Here is a 19,124-nt window from a genome sequence, read left to right on the forward strand (position 1 = left end):
GGATCAGAGCGCGGACCGGATATCGGTCCGCGCGAAATCCTCGCCTTTGTAGAGCAAGGGCGCGTCGAGTGCTTTGGCGATCGCATAGACCATGCAGTCGCCGAAATTCAGCCGGGCCGGCCGGCCGCCGAAGCGCGTATATGCCTCGCATGCGATCACCAGATGCTGTTCGGTCCAGTCGACGAGGCGGATAATGCCGTGACTGAATAACGGCACCGCGAGGCGTTTGTCATCCGGCGTTACTCGCCGGCTGAGCACAAGATGGACCTCAAGCGCGGTGGGTGCTGGCATGATCGCCTCGTCGGCGCTTGCAATGGCTCGCAGGAAGCGGTCGGCATCCGGCTCTTCCAACGCGATGGCGACCAGCGCCGACGCGTCGACGACGATCATTTCGGCAGGCCGTCCGCGTCGTACAGCATCTCGTCCGGGGATCGGTCGTCGAGTACCGGCAGAGTGCGGATATGCGCCTGCAGTTTGCGGACGTCGTCCAGCCACGCCAGCCGTTCCGGCGACAGGCGCGCCCGTAGGTCCAACTCCTTAGAGAGTTCGCCGAGCATCACCTGTCCGACAATATCGGCCGGAGTCTGCCCACGCAGCTCCGACAGTTGATGGATCGCGTGTTCGACATCGGGCCGATCGATCTGGATATCCATTGGATCACCTCTGCGGTGGTGAACTGGTAAATAGATTGGGGCAGGCTGGTCTGCAACGGCTTCACCTCGCCCCCGCCGATGCCCTACAGGGGCCGTATGTGGCAGCTTTACCAATTCCCGCTTTGTCCGTTCAGCCGCAAGGTGCGCCTGCTGCTCGGCGAGAAGGGCATCGGCTATGAGCTGGTGCGCGAATCGCCGTGGGACCGACGCGACGAGTTCATGGACATGAACCCCGCCGGCGAAACGCCGGTTATGGTCGACGCGTCCCGCCCCGGTGCGCCGCTGATCGATTCGATGGCGATCTGCGAATATTTCGAGGAGACGGTCGACAAGGCGGCGACGATCAACGGCACCGCCGCCAATCGCGCCGAGATCCGCCGGCTGGTGAGCTGGTTCGACACGCATTTCTATCGCGACGTCACCGGGCCGCTGCTCCACGAGCGCGTCGTCAAGCGGCTCGCGCACCGCGCCGCGCCCGATGCCAAGGGGCTGCGCGAGGCGATGAAGGCGGCGGTCAGCCATCTCGATTATACCGATTATCTGCTCGACCACCGCAACTGGCTCGGCGGCGCGACCCTGAGCCTCGCCGATCTCGCCGCGGCGGCGCAGATCTCGGTCGCCGACTATCTCGGCGGCATCGACTGGAAGGGGCACGACCAGACCGCGCGCTGGTATCGCGGCTTCAAGAGCAGGCCGAGCTTCCGGCCGTTGCTGTCGGAGCGGATGGAGATGATCGGACCACCGGCGCATTACGACAATGTCGATTTCTGAGCCGATCACCTTCGCCGATTTCGAGCGGGTCGACATCCGCGTCGGCACGATCGTCGCCGCCGAGCCCTTTCCGGAGGCGCGCAAGCCGGCGATCAAGCTGCGCATCGATTTCGGCGACGCGATCGGGGTGAAGAGATCCTCGGCGCAGATCACCGACCATTACACGCCCGAGGCGCTCGTCGGCAGGCAGGTCGCGGCGGTGGTCAATTTCCCGCCGCGCCAGATCGGCCCGTTCATGTCCGAGGTGCTGACGCTCGGCTTCCCCGATTCGGACGGCAAGGTGGTGCTGATCGGCCCGAGCTTGGCAGTGCCGAACGGCGGCAAGCTGTTCTGACCGGCGCGCGGTGCCTGCGCGCGCCTTACGAACCGCCGTCCCGCGCCAGCAAGTCCAGCGTCGCCGGATCGCACTCGCCGCCGTAGAAGCGCGTCAGTGCCGCCTCGAACGGCGCGGGATCGTCCGCGACCGCGGCGAACAGCGTCAGCGACGAGCGCAGCTTGAGCGCGTCGACCTCGCCGAAGATCGCGACGGCGGTGCCGGGTGCGCTGGTCACCGTCCGCGTCGCCTCGATCAGCCGCGGGCTGAGCAGCGGATGCGCAAGATAGGCGCGCGCCTCCGCCGCGTCGCGGATCGCGTAGAAACGCGCGGTCTCGCTGCGCCCGAGGCCGGCGATCTGCGGAAAGATGAACCACATCCAGTGGCTGGTCTTGCGGCCGCGGCGCAATTCGGCGAGCGCCTGATCGTGGACGAGCGCCTGGGCGGAGAGGAAACGGTCGAGAGCTTGCGTCATATCGCAGGCAACCGCCGGGGCGCTTGCCGCGTTCCACGACAATGCGCGCTCTCTGCCTTGCTCCGCTCCTGCTGCTCGCCGCCTGCGGCAGTGGCCAAAAGTCCAACGGTGCGGACAATGCCGCGGCACGCTTCGTGCCGCCGGCGACGCAGCCGCCCAAGCCACTGCCGGGGCAGGAGCACAGCAATCCGATCACCGCCTATGTCGGCAAATATCCGGGCGATACGGTCGCCGGGGTCGGCTTCTACGACCGGACCGAGGTATCGCGCGCGCTGATCGATGCGATCGGCGACGACACGTTGCGCCATCGCTTCACCGCGCATGACGCGGTCAGCGTGCCGATCTTCCAGACCAAGGACGGGCGCATCGCCGCGCATGGCTGCGAAGCGCACAATTGCGACGGCAAGGACTGGACCTTCCTCGTCGCCCCCGACGGAACGCGCGGCGAGGCCTGTTACCACGATGGCGAGACGATGGGCGCGACCAGCCGCTGGTATGCCGCCGGCAGTCCGCCGAAATCCCGTCCCGGCGATTGCCCCCAGGAGTAAGCGATGCTCGAACACGTTCCTGCCTGGCTCGGCCAGGCGCTCAGCGGCGTCCGCGCCGGCGCCGACAAGCTGGCGATTGCCCGGCCCGAACTTGGCGCCACGTTTCCCGCGCTCGATCTCACCAGCCCGGCGTTCGCCGATGGCGCGCCATTGCCCGACCGGTTCACCGCGGATGGCGAGGGCGTATCGCCGCCGCTGACCTGGGGCGCCGCGCCGGCGGGCACCGCGCTGTTCGCGCTGCTGGTCGAAGACGCCGATGCGCCGGCGCCGCAGCCGCTCGTCCATGCGGTGATATGGGGGATCGCCGCGGATGCCGGGCGCCTCGAAGAGGGCGCGATCGTCGGTGATGGTGCCGGATCGCCCGACCGCGATGTCGGGCGCAATTCCTACCTGCGCGAGGGCTGGTTGCCGCCCGATCCGCCGACCGGCCACGGTGCGCATCGCTACGTGTTCCAGCTGTTCGCGCTTGGTCCGGATGTCGGGGCGCCGGGCGAGACGCCGGGTCGCACCGCGATTATCGAGGCGATGGCGGGGCATGTGCTCGCCGCCGGAGTGTTGACCGCAACCTATGGTCGCGGCGAGGCGGCGGCGGTCGGCCCGGTCGGGGCCGCCGCGCCCGCCTGAGTCATCATGCGATCGGCGTGACCGGCACCGCGGCGCTGATTGCGACGGCAGCGAAGGCGAGGGCGGCGACGACCGAGAAAGCGGTGCGCTGGGCGAGTTCGAGGCGGAGAAACATGGCGTTGGTCCCTTTGCTGATCGGGGCGAACCGTTCGCCGCCGATGCTAGGGACGTTGCAGCCATCGTGCCAGAAACAAAAAACGGTTGATTTCTGCCGATTTTCGTGGTGAGGTGAGATGCGCTTGGGAAATCCCGCCAGCCGCATCCGTACGTTGCGCCAAGATCAGGCGGCGCAGACCCGGTCGCGGCCCTCGGCCTTGGCCGTGTAGAGCAGACGGTCGGCGCGATCGAAGGCATCGGTGAGCGTCTCGCCGGCATGGACCGCGGTCACGCCGATCGACACCGTCACCTGCCCCAGCGGGCGGTCGCTCTCGCGCAAGCGGAAGCGCTTTACCGAGATCGCGTCGCGCACGTCGTCGAGTCGCGCTGCCGCATCCGCCAGCGCGACGCCGTGCAGCAGCACCGCGAATTCCTCGCCGCCGTGCCTGACGACGAGATGATCGCCGCACGCATCGGCGAGCGTCCGCGCCACCGCGCTGAGTACGCGGTCGCCAATCGGATGGCCGTGGACGTCGTTGATCCGCTTGAACCGGTCTATGTCGCATACGGCGAGGCAGAAGGGACCGTCGTGCTCGCGCCGTACCGCGAACGCCTCATCGAACGCGCGGCGGTTGGGCAGGCCGGTCAGCGGATCGCGCCGCGCGGTGTCGTTCGCCTCGGCCAGCTTGGCGCGCAACGCCTCGGCCTCGTCGGTCGCCTTGGCCAGCCGCATCTCCGCCTCGCGGATGCGGGTGAGCATCGCGCCGGTGATCCGTGCGATCTCGTCGAGCCCCGCGGCGGCGGGGATGGCCGGCGTATTGTGGCGGATCGCCGCCGCGCTCTGCGCGAGATCGCGACCGAAGCCGCGCGTCTCGTCCTGCATCTCGCGCATCATCGTCGCGAAACCGTCGACCTGCGCCTGCGTCTTCGCCACCAAAACGGCGGCATCGTCGTCGCGTGCATCGGGTTCGCCCTGGCGCCTGTCGGCCTGCGACTCGACGGCGGCGCCGCCGGTGCTCACCGTCCCGCCCAGCGCTTCGATATCGGTGCGGCTGAGCCGGATGCCGCCGTCGGTCAGCCGGCGCACCGCCTGGGCGATGGCGCCATGCGGATCGGCGATGACGTCATAGGCGAAGCTGTAATGCGTCGGTTCCGGCGACAGGCCGTGATCCGCCAGGAAGTGGCCGATCTGCCCGAACAGATCGACCTTTCCGTCCTTCCTCGCTGCAATCCCGCGCATGCCCCACCCTTCGTTCGCAAGCACTTATAAATACTATTACTTAGCGTAGGGTTTCGAAAAGATCAGGAATGGTGAAGCTTGCGCACCGCGGCGAGCGTCAGCGCCACGTGCTGCGCCGGGTTCATGTCGTCGTGGACGAACGCGACGCGGCCGTCGGATGCGATGACGTAGCTGGTCCGCTTGGTCAGCGCGCGCCCGCCGCCGTTGAGCGCGACGTCATAGCCCTTGATGACGTTCGGCCCGGCACTGGCGACCGCGAACTTGCCCGCGCATTTCTCCGCGGAGAAGCGCTGGAGCGTCGGTACGTCGTCCGCCGACATGCCGATCACCGTCGCGCCGGCCTTCTGGAAGTCGGGGATCGCCTCGGCGAAGGCATGCGCCTCGGCATTGCAGCCGCCGGTGAACGCCGCCGGGAAGAAATACAGCACCACCGGCCCCTTCTTGAGCTGCTGTGCCAGGTCGACCCCGACCACCTGCCCGGCGACCGCCCCGCGGGTGGAAAAGGTCGGCGCCTTGGCACCGACCGGCAGGCCGGCGAGCGCGGGGGTGGCGATCAGGGCGACGGCGGCAATGGCGGCGGGGAACAGGCGCATGGGATATCCTCTCGACTTTCGTGCACTCTAGCGTGGCGCGGGGCGGCGCGATAGGGCTGGCCCATGCCGATCACCGCCGCCGATATCCAGCTCGCCAGCCGCCTCGCCGACGCCGCCGGCGCCGCGATCCGTCCCTATTTCCGCGCCGAGCATGGCGTCGAATTCAAGGACGATCATTCGCCCGTCACCCGCGCCGACCGCGAAGCGGAGGCGGCGATGCGCAAATTGCTCGATGCCGAGGCGGCGGGCGACGGCGTGATCGGCGAGGAATATGGCGAGAAGCCCGGCGTGACGGGGCGGCAATGGGTGCTCGACCCGATCGACGGCACGCGCAGCTTCACCGTCGGTCGCGCGATCTTCGGCACGCTGATCGCGTTGGTCGAGGACGGCTGGCCGCTGCTCGGCATCATCGACCAGCCGGTGCAGCGCGAACGCTGGCTCGGCGTCGCCGGCCGCCCGACGACGTTGAACGGCCGGCCGACGCGCACGCGGACCTGTCAGCAGCTCGAAGGCGCGGTGCTCGCCACCACCAGCCCGCATCTGTTCGCCGAGGACGACGTGCCGCATTACATGGCGCTCGTCGCCGCCGCCTCGGGCGGCCATACGCGGCAGGGGCCGGTCTATGGCGGCGACTGCTACAATTACGGGCTGCTGGCGAGCGGGCAGCTCGACATCGTCGTCGAATCGGGGCTGCAATTGTACGATTTCGCCGCGCTGGTGCCGGTGGTCGAGGGCGCGGGCGGTCGCATGTGCGACTGGAACGGCGACCCCCTGACCTCGGCGAGCGCCGGCCACGTCCTCGCGATCGGCGACCCGGCGCGCACCGACGACGTGCTTGAGGCGATCCGCGCGACCGCGGGGAACGACCACGGTCATTGAGGGAATCCCATACCCCACTCCGTCATCCCCGCGCAGGCGGGGATCCATACACGCTGACGTAGCGGCTTAAAGGGGGACCCGCGCGTCTGGATCCCCGCCTACGCGGGGATGACAACGAGGTCAGAATATCCCCAGGAACTTCTTCCGCTGGCTCTTCTTTTCGCCGCCGGTCGTCTTGCCGTCCTCGTCCTTCGCCGTCGTGCCGTGGCCGACGTCGTCGCGCGCTTGCCCCTTCGTCGTCCGCTGCGCCTGCGCCGTCGCGCCGGACAGCACCGGCCCGCACGCCGCCGACTTGGCATCGCCGACGTCGACGAACGCCAGCACCCCCGCCAGCGGCGTCGCGACCAGCGCGAGCCCCAGCCCCGCGCCCGCGCGCCCGAGCAACTGGTCGCTGATGACATTGAGCTTCGGTGCCGCGAAATAGCCGCCGACGCCGACCGGCGACTGGCCCGAGAACAGGCTGAACTTCTTGCCGTCCGCACGGAAGGCGAGATCGACCGCCTCGGTCCTGAAGCTGAACCCGCCGCGGCCGACGATGACGTTCTTGGTCGTGTCGATCAGGATCGGGTCCGCCGCCGCGACGCCGTTGCGCACGGTGAAGCCGATCAGCCCGCAATTCACCTCGACCGGCTTCTTCAGCTTGTCCTCGAACATCTTCTGCACGAACGTGCCGAGATCGAGCTCGGCGAGCTGGACGTTGCGTGTCCACAATTGGCCGTGCGGCATGACGAAGGCGATCCGCCCTCGCGCGGTGCTGAGCGAATCGTGGATCGAATCGCCGCGCCCCTCGAGCTGGATGCGTCCCTTGATCGTCCCCGTCGTCCCCGCCTCGGCGACGCCATAGCCAGCGAGCAATTTGCCCATCGGCGTCGGCGACAGGCGGATGTCATAGGTGTCGCGCGCCGGCCGCTGGCGCGTATCGAACACCACGTCGGCGGCGACGTTGCCGCGCGCCATCGCCATTGTCAGCGGCGACAGCGCCAGCCGGCCGCGCTCCAGATCGAGCGTCATGTCGATGTCGCTGATCGGCAGGTTGCGCGAGCGCACCCGTGCGATCGTCCATTTCAGATCGGCGTCGAAGCGCTGCATCGTCGCGATCGGCAGCGCCGCCTCGGGCAGGATGCGCTGCGGCGCGGCACCAGTGGCGCGCGCGGCGGCGAGCGCGCCCTTGGTCGCGACGATATCGGGATTGTAGCCGATGAACGGTGCGGCATCGATGATGTCGAGCGTCTTGGTCGATAGCTGCGAATCGAGATGCAGCCGCTCGCCGTTGGTGATCTTCAGCGTGCCGGCGACGTCGCTTGCCCCGACTACGCCGCTCATGCGGGTGAAATTATAGACCTGCCCCTGCTGCATTAGTTGCGCTTTCAGCCGGTAGATGCGCGTATTGGGGATGGCGACGCCGATGATGCCGAGCAGCTCGGACAGGTTGCGGCCGCGCGCACGCGTCTGCAACGGCACGCCCTCGATCGCTGCGATCGACGGCAACGTGCCCGAGACGTCGAGCACGTTGTGTGCCGCCCAGGCGCGCATCACCAATTCGTTCTTGCCGCGGTTGACCGTCGCGTCGGGGGCGAGCAGCCGCGCAGTGACGCGGAACGGCGTGCCGCGCACCAGTCCGTCGCCCTCGACGCCGACCGCACGGCCGATCCGCGCATCGGTCGAGCGGATATCGTCGACCTTGAGGTCGGCGAGCAATTGCATGCGCGGGTCGCGATAGCGCACGCTCGTGCCGCGCACCGTCGCGGTTTCGATGCGCGGGAAGTCGAGCGGCTTGCCGCCCTTCTTGTCGCTGAACGTCCACGTGTTGGCGGTATGCGCGCGGTTCCATTCGAGATCGACCGCGCCGTCGGTGAGATCGAGCCAGTAGAGATGCCGCTTGCCCCACAACAGCGACAGCGGCGCGATCCGCGTGTCGATCCGCGCCGCCTGGAACAGATAGGGTCGCGTCGCCCACTCCGGATTGGCGATCGTCATCTGCTCGGCGACGAACTTGATGCGGAACGGCGCGAAATAGAGCTGGAAATCGCCCGCCACCGTCACCGGCCGATGCGTCTGGCCGCCGACGAATCGCTCGAACGGATGGCGCAGGAAACGGCCCTTGGTGATATAGAGCACCAGCCAGATCGCGACGATCAGCCCGACCAGCGTCAACAGGATGTTACGGACGATCCGCCAGACGCGGCGGCGCTGCGGAGCGACCGCGGCGGGAGGGGGCGGCGGCGCGGCAGCCGGTTCCGGAGCGGGGGGCGGCATATCCATCGCCGCCTGAATCGCGCCAGCGCTCGTTCCGGTTCCGCATCGGTTGCGTTTCCTCGCGGGGTCGGCTAGGGGCCCCGCTTCCCGAGCGAGGCGCTACAGGACTGCCCGGCCATCAAGGGCTGCCGCGGCGGTTCATGCCATGCTCACAGCGAAAGGACCAAAATGCCCAAGCTCAAGACCAAGAGTGGCGTCAAGAAGCGCTTCAAGCTGACCGCCAGCGGCCTGCTGAAGCACGGCGTCGCCGGCAAGCGCCACCGCCTGATCAGCCACAACAGCAAGTACATCCGCCAGAACCGCGGCACCAAGGTGCTGTCGAAGGCCGACACCGCGACGGTGAAGGCCTGGGCGCCGTACGGCCTCAAGTAAGGACATCAGGACATGGCACGCGTCAAACGTGGTGTAACCACCCGCGCCAAGCACAAGAGGATTCTTGAGCAGGCCAAGGGCTATTACGGCCGCCGCAAGAACACCATCCGTATCGCCCGTCAGGCCGTCGAAAAGGCCGGGCAGTACGCCTATCGCGACCGCAAGGTCAAAAAGCGGACCTTCCGCGGCCTGTGGATCCAGCGCATCAACGCCGGCGTCCGCGCCGAGGGTCTGACCTATTCGCAGTTCATGCACGGCCTCAAGCTCGCCGGTGTCCAGCTCGACCGCAAGGTTCTGGCCGACATCGCGATGCACGAGAGCGCCGCATTCAGCGCGATCATCGCCCAGGCGAAGGCCGCGCTGCCCCAGGCCGCGTAAGCGATCGGGACTGCAGACGGATCGGGGCGCCGGTGGGACACCACCGGCGCCCTTTTTCGTTTTCGGGCCATTCCCCTCTCCCCATTGTCATCCCCGCGTAGGCGGGGATCCATAAACGCTGACGTCCATGCTGGAGGCGCAACACCTGCGCGTCTGGATCCCCGCCTTCGCGGGGATGCCGATGAAGCGGGGGGCGGACACCTCCCCAAACCGGAAGGCATAGCGGATGGAATGGCAGCCCTGCGTCTACATCCTCGCCAGTCGCCGACACGGCACGCTCTACGTCGGCGTCACCTCGAACCTCATCGGACGGCTGATCCAGCATCGTGAAGGATTGATCCCGGGGTTCACCTCCCGCTACGGCGTGCATCGTCTGGTCTGGTACGATGTGGCGGACACGATGGAAGCTGCTATCCATCGCGAGAAGCAGCTCAAGCGATGGAACCGCGACTGGAAGCTGCGGCTCATCGAAGAGCATAATCCCGGCTGGGATGATCTGGCGCTCGGCCTCGGCCTGCCGCCTGTGAAAGAGAGCGATACGTGACCGAAGACCTCGATACCCTGCGCGACCATCTGCTGACCGCGATTCCCGCCGCGGCGAGCGCCGACGCGCTCGAAGCGCTCCGCGTCGAGGCGCTCGGCAAGCAGGGCAGCGTCTCGCAACTGCTCAAGACGCTCGGCAAGATGAGCCCCGAGCAGCGGCAGACGGAAGGGCCGCGGATCAACGGCCTGCGCGAGGCCGTCGCCGAGGCGATCGCCACGCGCAAGGCGAGCCTCGACCGCGCCGCGCTCGACGCGCGTCTTGCCGGCGAGACGATCGACATGACGCTGCCCGCCGAGGCGCCGCTCGCCGGCACCGTCCATCCGGTCAGCCAGGTGATGGACGAACTTGCCGAAATCTTCGCCGACCTCGGCTTCGCGGTCGCCACCGGGCCGGAGATCGAGGACGACTGGCACAATTTCACCGCGCTCAACATTCCCGAGACGCATCCGGCGCGCGCGATGCACGACACCTTCTATTTCCCCGACGGCGACGCGGGCGAGAAGCGGATGCTGCTGCGCACGCATACCTCGCCGGTGCAGATCCGCACGATGCTGCAACAGCAGCCGCCGATCCGCATCATCGCGCCCGGCCGCACCTATCGGTCGGACAGCGACGCGACGCACACGCCGATGTTCCATCAGGTCGAGGGGCTGGTGATCGACAAGGGGATCACGCTCGGCCATCTCAAATGGACGCTGGAGACCTTCCTAAAGGCGTTCTTCGAGCGCGACGATATCGTCCTGCGCCTGCGCCCGAGCTATTTCCCCTTCACCGAACCCTCGGCGGAGGTCGACGTCGGCTATACGATCGAGAAGGGCAAGCGCGTCATCGGTGGCCATCCCGGCAGCAAGGGGGGCGGCGGCTGGATGGAGGTGCTCGGCTCCGGCATGGTCCACCCCAAGGTGATCGCGTCGTGCGGGCTCGATCCCGAGGAATGGCAGGGCTTCGCCTTCGGCTGCGGCATCGACCGGCTGGCGATGCTCAAATACGGCATGGACGACCTGCGGCCGTTCTTCGACGGCGATATCCGCTGGCTGAAACATTACGGCTTCTCGGCGCTCGACGTGCCGACGCTGTCGGGCGGTGTCGGCGCAGGCGCGTGACGCCGTCCCCGATCGGAAGCGCATGATGGCGGGTGCAGGTGGTTGGTACGAACCGCCCGCATCCATGGGTCCCGGCGGGCGCCGGGATGACGAAGGTCTGGAATCGATATGAAATTCACTTTGTCCTGGCTCCGCGAGCATCTCGACACCGACGCCACGCTCGACGCGATCGTCGATACGCTGACCCGCATCGGGCTGGAGGTGGAGGGCGTCCACAATCCGGGCGATGCGCTGAAGGCGTTCCGCGTGGCGAAGGTGCTCAGCGCCGAACGCCATCCGCAGGCGGACAAATTGCAGGTGCTGTCGGTCGACGCCGGGGACGGTCCGTTGCAGGTCGTGTGCGGCGCGCCCAATGCGCGTGCCGGGCTGGTTGGCGTGTTCGGCGCGCCGGGCGCCTATGTCCCCGGGCTCGACGTGACGCTCAAGGTCGCCGCGATCCGCGGCGTCGAATCGAACGGCATGATGTGCTCGACCCGCGAGCTCGAGCTCGGCGAGGATCACGACGGCATCATCGAGCTGCCCGCCGATGCGCCGGTCGGCACGCCTTTCCCCGATTACGCCGGGCTTAACGATGCGGTGATCGACATCAGCGTCACCCCCAACCGTCAGGATTGCATGGGCGTGCGCGGCATCGCGCGCGATCTCGCCGCGGCCGGGCTGGGGACGCTCAAGCCGCTCGTCATCGAAGCGGTGGCGGGCGCGGGCGAGGCGCCCGACGTCCGCACCGACGATCGCGACGGCTGCCCCGCTTTCTATGCGCAGAATGTCAGCGGCGTGACCAACGGCGAATCGCCCGACTGGCTGCGCCGGCGCCTCACCGCGATCGGGCAGAAGCCGATCAGCGCCTTGGTCGACATCACCAATTACGTGTCGATCGACCTCGGCCGGCCGCTCCACGTCTACGACCGCGCCAAACTGGCCGGCGGGCTCGTCGCGCGCAAGGCGCGGGACGGCGAGCAGGTCGTCGCGCTCAACGGCAAGACCTATACGCTCGATGCGACGATGACCGTCATCGCCGACGCGGCCCAGGTCCACGATATCGCCGGTATCATGGGCGGCGATCATTCGGGCGTCTCCGCCGAAACGAGCGACGTGCTCATCGAATGCGCCTATTTCGATCCCGACCATATCGCGCGCACCGGCCAGAAACTGCTGCTGACGAGCGACGCGCGCCAGCGCTTCGAGCGCGGCGTCGATCCGGCGTTCCTCGACGACGGCCTCGCCATCGCGACGCGGCTGGTGCTCGACCTGTGCGGCGGCACGCCCTCGCCGGTGACGCGCGCCGGCGAACCGCCGCTGACCCCGCGCGTCTATGCCTATGACCCCGCCAAGGCGGAGACGCTGGGCGGCCTGGCCGTGCCGGCGGACCGCCAGCGTGCGATCCTCGCATCGCTCGGCTTCGCCGTCGCCGACGACTGGCAGGTCACCGTGCCGACGTGGCGCCGCGATATCGACGGTGCCGCCGACCTCGTCGAGGAGGTGATCCGTATCGAGGGGATTGACAAGGTCGCACCCGTGCCGCTGCCGCGCATCCCCGGCGTGGCCAAGCCCACCGCCACGCCTGAGCAAAAGCTCGAACGCCGCGTCCGTCGCGCCGCCGCCGCGCGCGGACTCGACGAGGCGGTGACGTGGAGTTTCCTGTCGGAGGCGCAGGCGGCGCCGTTCGGCGGCGGCACTTGGACGCTCGCCAATCCGATCAGCGAGGACCTCAAGGTGATGCGGCCGTCGCTGCTCCCCGGCCTGCTCTCGGCGACCGAGCGCAACCTCAAGCGCGGCATCACCGCGGTGCGGCTGTTCGAGATCGGCCGTCGCTATCTCGCCGAGGCCGAACATGCGACGCTAGGCCTCGTCCTCGCCGGCAACCGTCGCGAGCGCGGCTGGCGCGAGGGCAAGGCGGCGGGCTTCGACGCCTATGACGCCAAGGCGGAGGCGCTCGCGTTGCTCGCCGCGGCGGGCGCGCCGGTCGACAATCTGCAGGTGATGGGCGAGGCCGGCGACGCCTGGCATCCGGGGCAGAGCGGCACGCTGCGGCTCGGGCCGAAGACGGTGCTGGCGCGCTTCGGCATGCTGCATCCCAGTTTGCTCAAGGCGTTCGACCTCGACGGCGCGGTGGCGGCGGTGGAGCTGTATCTCGATGCGCTGCCGGCGAAGCGCGCATCAGGCTTCATGCGCCCGGCCTTCGCGCCGCCGGCTCTGCAATCGGTCCGCCGCGATTTCGCCTTCCTCGTGCCGGCCGAGGTGAGCGCCGACGCGCTGGTCCGTGCGGTGCGCAGCGCCGACAAGGCGGCGATTGTGGCGGCGCGCGTGTTCGACGTGTTCACCGGCGCGGGGGTGGAAGAGGGCAAGAAGTCGGTCGCGGTCGAGGTGACGCTGCAACCGTCCGACAAGAGCTTCACCGACGAGGCGCTGAAGGCGGTGGCCGACAAGGTCGTCGCGGCGGCGGCAAAGCAGGGCGCGGTGCTGCGGGGGTGATCTAATTCCTCCCTCGCGCAGCGGGGGAGGGGGACCGCGGCCGTAGGCCGTGGTGGAGGGGGCGTTTCCGCACGCGGCCAACGTGGCCGTATCCTCCCCCTCCGTCAGGCCTTTGGCCTGCCACCTCCCCCTGGCGGGGGAGGAATAAGGGAGATCTCGCACTCCCCCGTCACCCTAGATTGAGCCTCGGGTGACGGCGCACTTGTGGAAAGGCCCCGGCCTAACCGCTCACACCTTGGTCGAGTAGATCATTCGCCCCGGCCCGAGCTGCTCGAACACCTGCGCGAGGTCGCTTTCGCCGACCGCGAAACAGCCCTGGCTGCGGCCGAGCATGCCGTGCGTGCGCAGCATGTCGCGGTTGGCATACCAGGCCGAATGAACCACGATCGCGCGCGCCAGCGCATTGTCGTTGGTCGCGTCCAGCCCCATCAGCCGCTGCGAGCGGCCGTGCTTGCCAACGTAATAATCCGCGGTGACGAACGCGCCTTCCGACGAGGCGTTGGAATTGGGCTCGTTCGAGAAACGCTTGAGAAAACCGGTATGCGCCGGGTCCGAGCCGCTGCCGTGCGCGACGAGGAACGACTGGCTGCGCCCCGAGACGAGATCGACGAGATGGAAGCGCGCTTCCGACGACGGTGCCGCCATGTCGGCGATCGCGATCCGGTCGCGCTGCGGGATGCGGCGGCCGTGCTGGCTCAGCGCGGCGAGCGCCTGGCGCATCAGGTCGGGGCGGACAACGCGCGACGAGGTGATCGGTCGCGCCGCCACCATCGCCCGCGGAGCGGGGACGGGCGGTTCGGTCATCGGCCGCAGATCGCGCTGGGTTAGGCGACGCGGCGTCGCCGACAGCGTGCCGGGCAATGCCAGCGTCGCCGCGAGCACGAGCCCGTTCTTCAGCAGAGCCCGTCGGTCGCGTGCGCTATCATGCTCAGTATGCATCAAAATTTCAAAAGCCCCGGTCAATCCCGCTAACAGTCATATAGCAGCAACGGACTTAATTTTCGCCCACCGCACCCCCCGATCGGCGTTCTGGTTGCACGGTTGGCCGCGAGCGGCCCTCGATTGGTCCCGAATCGGGTTCGGCACGATCCGCGGAGTCGCGCGTTGAGCCGGCAGAAGGGGGAAGCGAAAGGACGACGACGAAATGAAGCATTGGCTCATCATGGCGGGCGCCACCGTTACCCTCGCCATCGCACCGGCCCCGGCCTTCGCCGCCGCCGCCACCGATGCGCTCGCGCCCGAGGTGACCACGCTCGCTCCCAACAAGTTCCTGTGGAACGACGATGCCACGCTCGGCCCGGTCAGCATCGTCATCTCGATCCCCGACCAGAAGGCCTATGTCTATCGCGGCGAGATCCTGATCGGCGCGTCGACCGTTTCGACCGGCAAGGACGGCAAGGACACGCCGCTCGGCACCTTCCCGATCCTGCAGAAGTCCGAGGTGCACAAGAGCAACCTCTACGACAGCGCGCCGATGCCGTTCATGCAGCGGCTGACCTGGGACGGCGTCGCGATCCACGCCGGGATGAATCCCGGCTTTCCCGCCTCGCACGGCTGCATCCGCGTGCCGACCGCTTTCGCCAGGAACCTATTCGGTGTGACCAGCAAGGGCACGCCGGTGCTGGTCACCGATGCCTCCGCCGCCGAAGGCTGGGTGCCGCCGACCGCGGCGGATGCGGCGCTGCTCGACCCGATGGCGCCCTGACGGACGGGCGGTTGCGATCGCGCTTCGGCTGACGCACAAGGCCGCGCATGACCGACCTCGTCACCATCCGCTCGATCGCGCTGACCGCGCAGATCAACCCGCTCGGCGCCGAGCTGACGCATCTGCGCGACGCCGGCGGGCGCGAGTTGATGACCGATGCCGATCCGGCCTTCTGGACCGGGCATGCGCCGATCCTCTTCCCGGTCATCGGCATGCCGTTCGAGGAGACGATCCGCGTCGACGGCACCGCTTATCCGATGAAGAAGCACGGCTTCGCCCGCCGCTCGCTGTTCGAGGTGATCGAGGCGGCGGAGGATCGCGTCACCTTCGCGCTGACCGACAGTGCCGAGACGCGCGCGGCCTATCCGTTCGCCTTCCGTCTCGAACTGACCTACCGGATCGAGGGCGCCACGCTGTGGATCGAGGCGCGGATCGCCAATCCGGAGGACACGCCGCTGCCGGCGAGCTTCGGCTTCCATCCCGCCTTCGCCTGGCCGCTGCCTTATGGCGAGGATCGGGCCGCGCACCGCATCCTGTTCGACGCCGACGAGCCCGACGCATTGCGCACCATCGCCGCCGATGGCACGATCGCCGAAGCGCGCCGCCCGTCGCCGCTCGACGGCCGCGAACTGGCGCTTCGCGACGATCTGTTCACCGAGGACGCGCTGGTCTGGGACCATATCCGCTCGCAGGGCGTGACCTATGGCGCGGCGAACGGCCCGCAATTGCGCATCGCTTTCCCGGATACGCCGATGCTCGGCGTCTGGACAAAGCCCGGCGCTGCCTATGTCTGCATCGAGCCGTGGCACGGTATCGCTGATCCCGTGGGCTATACGGGAGAGTATCCTGACAAGCCCGGCGTGTTCGAAGTGCCGGCCGGCGGCGAGAAGCGGATTGAAATGAGTGTGACGCTGAAGGGGTGACGGAATTTTCCCGACATGTGTCATCCCCGCGCAGGCGGGGATCCATACGCGCAGACGTCGCGACTCTATCCGGACCCTGCGCGTCTGGATCCCCGCCTTCGCGGGGATGACGAAGGGGGGGCATCCCCAACCCCTCTGTCCTCCACGCCCTACATCTGGCAAAGCACCGCGACGACACGTCTCTCCCGCAGCCGGCCGCCCGCAAGCGTGCCGAACCGGGCGGGGCGCTGCCGACCCCGACGCTCCGTCACCTCCACCTTCCGCGACCCGCGCCCGGGTCGCCCGCCAGCCGGATACTGCCAGTGACCTCCCCCCGCCGCACCTTCGCGATCATCTCCCACCCCGACGCGGGCAAGACCACGCTGACCGAAAAGCTGCTGTACTTCGGCGGCGCGATCCATCTCGCCGGCGAGGTCAAGGCACGCGGCCAGAATCGCCGCGCACGCTCGGACTGGATGAAGATCGAACAACAGCGCGGCATTTCGGTCACCTCGTCGGTGATGACGTTCGAGCGGGAAGGGATCACCTTCAACCTGCTCGACACACCGGGCCACGAGGATTTCAGCGAGGACACCTATCGCACGCTGACCGCGGTCGATTCGGCGGTGATGGTGATCGATGCCGCCAAGGGCATCGAACCGCAGACGCGCAAATTGTTCGAGGTGTGCCGCCTGCGCTCGGTGCCGATCATCACCTTCGTCAACAAGGTCGATCGCGAAGGGCGCCCGATCTTCGAGCTGCTCGACGAGATCGCCGACATGCTCGCACTGGACGTCGCGCCGATGAGCTGGCCAGTCGGCATGGGCGGCGAGTTCGAGGGCGTGCTCGACCTCGTCACCAACACGATCAGCCGCCCCGAGGGCGACAGCCGCGCCTTCCTCGGCAAGACCGAGGCCGACCCGACGCTGTCCGAACGCTGGGCGGAGGAGATCGAGCTGGCGCAGGCGGGCTATCCCGAATTCGACGCCGAGGCCTATCGCAACGGCGACCTGACCCCGGTCTATTTCGGCTCGGCGCTCAAGGATTTCGGCGTCGCCGAGCTGATCGGCGCGCTCGCCGAGCACGCGCCGCCGCCGCGCGCGCAGCCGGCCGAGCCCGCCCCCGTCTCGCCCGACAATGACGAGGTGACCGGCTTCGTCTTCAAGGTGCAGGCGAACATGGACCCCAATCACCGCGACCGCATCGCGTTCATGCGATTGTGTTCGGGGACGTTCAAGCGCGGCATGAAGCTGACGCCGACGGGCCACGGCAAGCCGATCGCGGTGCATTCGCCGATCCTGTTCTTCGCGCAGAATCGCGAGCTTGCGGACGAGGCCTTCCCCGGCGACATCATCGGCATCCCCAACCATGGCACGCTGCGCGTCGGCGATACGCTGTCAGAGCGTGCCGACGTGCGCTTCACCGGCCTGCCCAATTTCGCGCCCGAGATCCTGCGCCGCGTCCAGCTCAAGGACCCGACCAAGACCAAGCAGCTCCGCAAGGCGCTCGACGACATGGCCGAGGAAGGGGTGACGCAGGTCTTCTATCCCGAGATCGGCTCGAACTGGATCATCGGCGTCGTCGGGCAGCTCCAGCTCGAGGTGCTGCTCAGCCGACTCGATGCGGAATATAAGGTCGCGGCGGGGCTGGAGCCGGCGCCGTTCGAGACGGCACGCTGGGTTTCGGCGGAGAACCCGGCCGATCTGAAGGACTTCATGGATCTCAACCGCTCGGCGATGGCCAAGGACCGCGACGGCAATCCGGTCTTCCTCGCCAAGAGCGCATGGGAGGTCAATTATATCGCCGACCGCTACAGCAGGGTCCGTTTCGCCGCGACGCGCGAGCGCTAGACGGGCATCGACATGCGGGGTTTGAGGGCTTTCTCCGGACTATCGCATATGGTCGATCAAGTGATGCCCTGCCCGTAAATCCCCCGTCATGCCGGACCTGATCCGGCATGACGCTTCTTCTCTCCGATCAGAGAAGCGGGACCCCGGCGCAAGGCCGGGGTGACGGAAGGAGTTTGGAAACTCGTCCGAACCAGTCAGACGCTCATATGGACGAGCCCGCCGTCTTGCAAATCTCCACCGTCACCCTGGAACAAGAGGAGTCACCTGTGAAAGCCCCCCAGTGCTCCTGCGAACGCAGGAGCCCAGGAGTCTTGGACGCCGCAAGACGTTGTTTTGCTTGGCCCTGGGCTCCTGCTTTCGCAGGAGCACTGCGCTGATCCACTGGTGATGCGGACCTTCGTAGAGGTGTCGAAGACGTTCGGGTGACGAACACGAGGTGAAAAACTGATAGGGTCTCATCACCGCAGTCACCCGCGATTGCGCTGCACTGACGGAGAGGGTTTCACCAGACATAGGGCAGGGGGCAGCTACGGCCGCCTCGCACTCCGCTTCATCCGACCGGTCAGGCGGTATCGTCGTCCTGCGTCAGCGCACGGCCGAGATCGTCGCGGATCGCGCGCAACGCGGCAAATATGTCGGGTGCCCCATCGCCCGCGCCGGTCTCCGAATGGGCGGATTGGGTCAGCACCTGCTGGACGCCGCGGACGGTATAGCCCTGCGCGTTGAGCAACGCATCGATACGCCGCACCAAGGCGACGTCTGCGGGTCGGTAATAGCGACGGTTTCCGGCACGCGTGACTGGGCGCAGCTGCGGGAAACGCGTTTCCCAATAGCGCAGGACATGCTGCGGGAGGCCTGTCGCCTCCGACACTTCCCCAATCGTCCTGAACGCTCCGCTCGCCTTGGGCGTGCCGGAGACCTTGCGGCTCAGCTGGAGGTGACGATGCGTTCGCGCATCATCTGGCTGGCGCGGAAGGTCAGCACCCGCCGCGGCGCGATCGGCACCTCGACGCCGGTCTTGGGATTGCGGCCGATCCGCTCGCCCTTGTCACGCAGGACGAAGGTGCCGAAGCCCGAAATCTTGACGTTCTCACCCCGCGCGAGCGCCTCGCACATTTCGGTCAGAATCTGTTCCACGATCTTCGCCGACTCGGTCCGCGACAATCCGATCTGACGGTGCAGGGCTTCCGAAAGGTCCGCCCTCGTCAGTGTTCCAACAGTAGTCATCAACACGCTCGCCCCACTCCATCTGCTAGGATGCCCGCGTATAATGTTACACGATAGCAGACGTGTCCGAAAGTGACTTTGTTGTCAGGTTCCCGGCAAGGCCGGAAAAACGAACGAATTGCT

22 protein-coding genes are annotated in these 19,124 nt (G+C 67.6%); 13 read left to right on the forward strand and 9 right to left on the reverse strand.

Annotated elements, in window-relative coordinates; genetic code table 11:
• Positions 1-3: 3 nt before the first annotated feature.
• On the reverse strand, positions 4-390 hold the full coding sequence (locus tag MC45_RS17455; RefSeq protein WP_038665914.1) for a type II toxin-antitoxin system VapC family toxin: 387 nt from the start codon (positions 388-390) through the stop codon (positions 4-6).
• A complete protein-coding gene (locus MC45_RS17460) occupies positions 387-653 on the reverse strand; it encodes a type II toxin-antitoxin system VapB family antitoxin (RefSeq protein ID WP_038665917.1) in 267 nt (88 codons plus the stop codon). The genes MC45_RS17455 and MC45_RS17460 overlap by 4 nt, the downstream gene beginning before the upstream one ends.
• A 96-nt stretch (positions 654-749) precedes the next feature.
• On the opposite strand from MC45_RS17460, the gene MC45_RS17465 reads away from it, so the two are divergent.
• Positions 750-1,424 carry a glutathione S-transferase family protein gene (locus tag MC45_RS17465; protein WP_038665920.1) on the forward strand — a complete coding sequence of 225 codons (675 nt, stop codon included), beginning with the start codon at positions 750-752 and terminating at the stop codon, positions 1,422-1,424.
• Positions 1,411-1,758: a tRNA-binding protein gene (locus MC45_RS17470; protein WP_038665924.1), complete on the forward strand. Its 348-nt coding sequence runs from the start codon at positions 1,411-1,413 to the stop codon at positions 1,756-1,758. The genes MC45_RS17465 and MC45_RS17470 overlap by 14 nt, the downstream gene beginning before the upstream one ends.
• Positions 1,759-1,783: 25 nt before the next feature.
• Here MC45_RS17470 and MC45_RS17475 read toward each other — a convergent pair whose 3' ends face one another.
• A complete protein-coding gene (locus MC45_RS17475; RefSeq protein WP_038665926.1) occupies positions 1,784-2,212 on the reverse strand; it encodes a DUF1810 domain-containing protein in 429 nt (142 codons plus the stop codon).
• A gap of 41 nt (positions 2,213-2,253) precedes the next feature.
• Here MC45_RS17475 and MC45_RS17480 point away from each other — a divergent pair, with 41 nt between their 5' ends.
• Positions 2,254-2,760: a hypothetical protein gene (locus MC45_RS17480; RefSeq protein ID WP_038665929.1), complete on the forward strand. Its 507-nt coding sequence runs from the start codon at positions 2,254-2,256 to the stop codon at positions 2,758-2,760.
• Between the two features lie 3 nt (positions 2,761-2,763).
• Positions 2,764-3,384, forward strand: coding sequence for a YbhB/YbcL family Raf kinase inhibitor-like protein (locus MC45_RS17485; protein ID WP_038665933.1), 621 nt, complete (start codon positions 2,764-2,766; stop codon positions 3,382-3,384).
• A gap of 280 nt (positions 3,385-3,664) precedes the next feature.
• Here the strand turns inward: MC45_RS17485 and MC45_RS17490 are convergent, their stop codons facing one another.
• Together MC45_RS17490 and MC45_RS17495 are read right to left on the reverse strand one after the other, a co-directional pair.
• Positions 3,665-4,720 (reverse strand): GGDEF domain-containing protein, encoded by a 1,056-nt coding sequence (locus MC45_RS17490; RefSeq protein WP_038665936.1) that lies wholly within the window; start codon positions 4,718-4,720, stop codon positions 3,665-3,667.
• Positions 4,721-4,782: 62 nt separating this feature from the next.
• The gene (locus MC45_RS17495) at positions 4,783-5,313 is read right to left on the reverse strand and encodes a peroxiredoxin (RefSeq protein WP_038665938.1); all 531 of its coding nucleotides are present in this window, start codon (positions 5,311-5,313) and stop codon (positions 4,783-4,785) included.
• 63 nt (positions 5,314-5,376) lie between these two features.
• Here MC45_RS17495 and MC45_RS17500 point away from each other — a divergent pair, with 63 nt between their 5' ends.
• Entirely contained in the window at positions 5,377-6,192 is an 816-nt protein-coding gene (locus MC45_RS17500) for an inositol monophosphatase family protein (RefSeq protein WP_038665941.1), read from the forward strand.
• A gap of 120 nt (positions 6,193-6,312) precedes the next feature.
• On the opposite strand, the gene MC45_RS17505 is transcribed toward MC45_RS17500, so the two are convergent.
• Positions 6,313-8,448: an AsmA family protein gene (locus MC45_RS17505; protein WP_425423989.1), complete on the reverse strand. Its 2,136-nt coding sequence runs from the start codon at positions 8,446-8,448 to the stop codon at positions 6,313-6,315.
• A gap of 168 nt (positions 8,449-8,616) precedes the next feature.
• Between MC45_RS17505 and rpmI the strand changes: the two genes are divergently transcribed.
• The 5 genes from rpmI to pheT all read left to right on the forward strand — a co-directional run bounded on the left by rpmI (position 8,617) and on the right by pheT (position 13,317).
• Positions 8,617-8,820: a 50S ribosomal protein L35 gene (rpmI, locus tag MC45_RS17510; RefSeq protein WP_017977259.1), complete on the forward strand. Its 204-nt coding sequence runs from the start codon at positions 8,617-8,619 to the stop codon at positions 8,818-8,820.
• 12 nt (positions 8,821-8,832) lie between these two features.
• Positions 8,833-9,198, forward strand: coding sequence for a 50S ribosomal protein L20 (rplT, locus tag MC45_RS17515; RefSeq protein ID WP_038665948.1), 366 nt, complete (start codon positions 8,833-8,835; stop codon positions 9,196-9,198).
• A gap of 226 nt (positions 9,199-9,424) precedes the next feature.
• Entirely contained in the window at positions 9,425-9,742 is a 318-nt protein-coding gene (locus tag MC45_RS17520) for a GIY-YIG nuclease family protein (RefSeq protein ID WP_038665952.1), read from the forward strand.
• The gene (pheS, locus tag MC45_RS17525) at positions 9,739-10,845 is read left to right on the forward strand and encodes a phenylalanine--tRNA ligase subunit alpha (protein WP_038665955.1); all 1,107 of its coding nucleotides are present in this window, start codon (positions 9,739-9,741) and stop codon (positions 10,843-10,845) included. Before MC45_RS17520 ends, pheS begins: the two co-directional genes overlap by 4 nt.
• Before the next feature lie 108 nt (positions 10,846-10,953).
• Entirely contained in the window at positions 10,954-13,317 is a 2,364-nt protein-coding gene (gene pheT, locus MC45_RS17530; RefSeq protein WP_038665959.1) for a phenylalanine--tRNA ligase subunit beta, read from the forward strand.
• A 228-nt stretch (positions 13,318-13,545) separates the two neighbouring features.
• Here pheT and MC45_RS17535 read toward each other — a convergent pair whose 3' ends face one another.
• Positions 13,546-14,256: a murein L,D-transpeptidase catalytic domain family protein gene (locus MC45_RS17535; protein ID WP_038665961.1), complete on the reverse strand. Its 711-nt coding sequence runs from the start codon at positions 14,254-14,256 to the stop codon at positions 13,546-13,548.
• Positions 14,257-14,461: 205 nt separating this feature from the next.
• Between MC45_RS17535 and MC45_RS17540 the strand changes: the two genes are divergently transcribed.
• From MC45_RS17540 to MC45_RS17550, 3 genes are all read left to right on the forward strand, one after another.
• A complete protein-coding gene (locus MC45_RS17540) occupies positions 14,462-15,022 on the forward strand; it encodes a L,D-transpeptidase family protein (protein WP_156143872.1) in 561 nt (186 codons plus the stop codon).
• A gap of 47 nt (positions 15,023-15,069) precedes the next feature.
• A complete protein-coding gene (locus MC45_RS17545) occupies positions 15,070-15,945 on the forward strand; it encodes an aldose 1-epimerase family protein (protein ID WP_038665964.1) in 876 nt (291 codons plus the stop codon).
• A 302-nt stretch (positions 15,946-16,247) separates the two neighbouring features.
• Positions 16,248-17,774, forward strand: a complete 1,527-nt coding sequence (locus MC45_RS17550) for a peptide chain release factor 3 (protein WP_038665968.1) — start codon at positions 16,248-16,250, stop codon at positions 17,772-17,774.
• A gap of 562 nt (positions 17,775-18,336) precedes the next feature.
• On the opposite strand, the gene MC45_RS17555 is transcribed toward MC45_RS17550, so the two are convergent.
• Both MC45_RS17555 and MC45_RS17560 read right to left on the reverse strand, forming a co-directional pair.
• Positions 18,337-18,705 (reverse strand): MerR family transcriptional regulator, encoded by a 369-nt coding sequence (locus MC45_RS17555; RefSeq protein WP_038665971.1) that lies wholly within the window; start codon positions 18,703-18,705, stop codon positions 18,337-18,339.
• Positions 18,702-19,001, reverse strand: coding sequence for an integration host factor subunit alpha (locus MC45_RS17560; RefSeq protein WP_038665973.1), 300 nt, complete (start codon positions 18,999-19,001; stop codon positions 18,702-18,704). Before MC45_RS17560 ends, MC45_RS17555 begins: the two co-directional genes overlap by 4 nt.
• Positions 19,002-19,124 lie beyond the last annotated feature (123 nt).

The sequence above is a fragment of the Sphingomonas taxi genome (assembly GCF_000764535.1).
Classification (GTDB): domain Bacteria; phylum Pseudomonadota; class Alphaproteobacteria; order Sphingomonadales; family Sphingomonadaceae; genus Sphingomonas; species Sphingomonas taxi.

What these genes read in the sequence shown, in the direction of transcription:
- MC45_RS17455 (WP_038665914.1), bottom strand. Translation starts at nt 390, where the DNA reads ATGATCGTCGTCGACGCGTCGGCGCTGGTCGCCATCGCGTTGGAAGAG.
- MC45_RS17460 (WP_038665917.1), bottom strand. Translation starts at nt 653, where the DNA reads ATGGATATCCAGATCGATCGGCCCGATGTCGAACACGCGATCCATCAA.
- MC45_RS17465 (WP_038665920.1), top strand. Translation starts at nt 750, where the DNA reads ATGTGGCAGCTTTACCAATTCCCGCTTTGTCCGTTCAGCCGCAAGGTG.
- MC45_RS17470 (WP_038665924.1), top strand. Translation starts at nt 1,411, where the DNA reads ATGTCGATTTCTGAGCCGATCACCTTCGCCGATTTCGAGCGGGTCGAC.
- MC45_RS17475 (WP_038665926.1), bottom strand. Translation starts at nt 2,212, where the DNA reads ATGACGCAAGCTCTCGACCGTTTCCTCTCCGCCCAGGCGCTCGTCCAC.
- MC45_RS17480 (WP_038665929.1), top strand. Translation starts at nt 2,254, where the DNA reads ATGCGCGCTCTCTGCCTTGCTCCGCTCCTGCTGCTCGCCGCCTGCGGC.
- MC45_RS17485 (WP_038665933.1), top strand. Translation starts at nt 2,764, where the DNA reads ATGCTCGAACACGTTCCTGCCTGGCTCGGCCAGGCGCTCAGCGGCGTC.
- MC45_RS17490 (WP_038665936.1), bottom strand. Translation starts at nt 4,720, where the DNA reads ATGCGCGGGATTGCAGCGAGGAAGGACGGAAAGGTCGATCTGTTCGGG.
- MC45_RS17495 (WP_038665938.1), bottom strand. Translation starts at nt 5,313, where the DNA reads ATGCGCCTGTTCCCCGCCGCCATTGCCGCCGTCGCCCTGATCGCCACC.
- MC45_RS17500 (WP_038665941.1), top strand. Translation starts at nt 5,377, where the DNA reads ATGCCGATCACCGCCGCCGATATCCAGCTCGCCAGCCGCCTCGCCGAC.
- MC45_RS17505 (WP_425423989.1), bottom strand. Translation starts at nt 8,448, where the DNA reads ATGCCGCCCCCCGCTCCGGAACCGGCTGCCGCGCCGCCGCCCCCTCCC.
- rpmI (WP_017977259.1), top strand. Translation starts at nt 8,617, where the DNA reads ATGCCCAAGCTCAAGACCAAGAGTGGCGTCAAGAAGCGCTTCAAGCTG.
- rplT (WP_038665948.1), top strand. Translation starts at nt 8,833, where the DNA reads ATGGCACGCGTCAAACGTGGTGTAACCACCCGCGCCAAGCACAAGAGG.
- MC45_RS17520 (WP_038665952.1), top strand. Translation starts at nt 9,425, where the DNA reads ATGGAATGGCAGCCCTGCGTCTACATCCTCGCCAGTCGCCGACACGGC.
- pheT (WP_038665959.1), top strand. Translation starts at nt 10,954, where the DNA reads ATGAAATTCACTTTGTCCTGGCTCCGCGAGCATCTCGACACCGACGCC.
- MC45_RS17535 (WP_038665961.1), bottom strand. Translation starts at nt 14,256, where the DNA reads ATGCATACTGAGCATGATAGCGCACGCGACCGACGGGCTCTGCTGAAG.
- MC45_RS17540 (WP_156143872.1), top strand. Translation starts at nt 14,462, where the DNA reads ATGAAGCATTGGCTCATCATGGCGGGCGCCACCGTTACCCTCGCCATC.
- MC45_RS17545 (WP_038665964.1), top strand. Translation starts at nt 15,070, where the DNA reads ATGACCGACCTCGTCACCATCCGCTCGATCGCGCTGACCGCGCAGATC.
- MC45_RS17560 (WP_038665973.1), bottom strand. Translation starts at nt 19,001, where the DNA reads ATGACTACTGTTGGAACACTGACGAGGGCGGACCTTTCGGAAGCCCTG.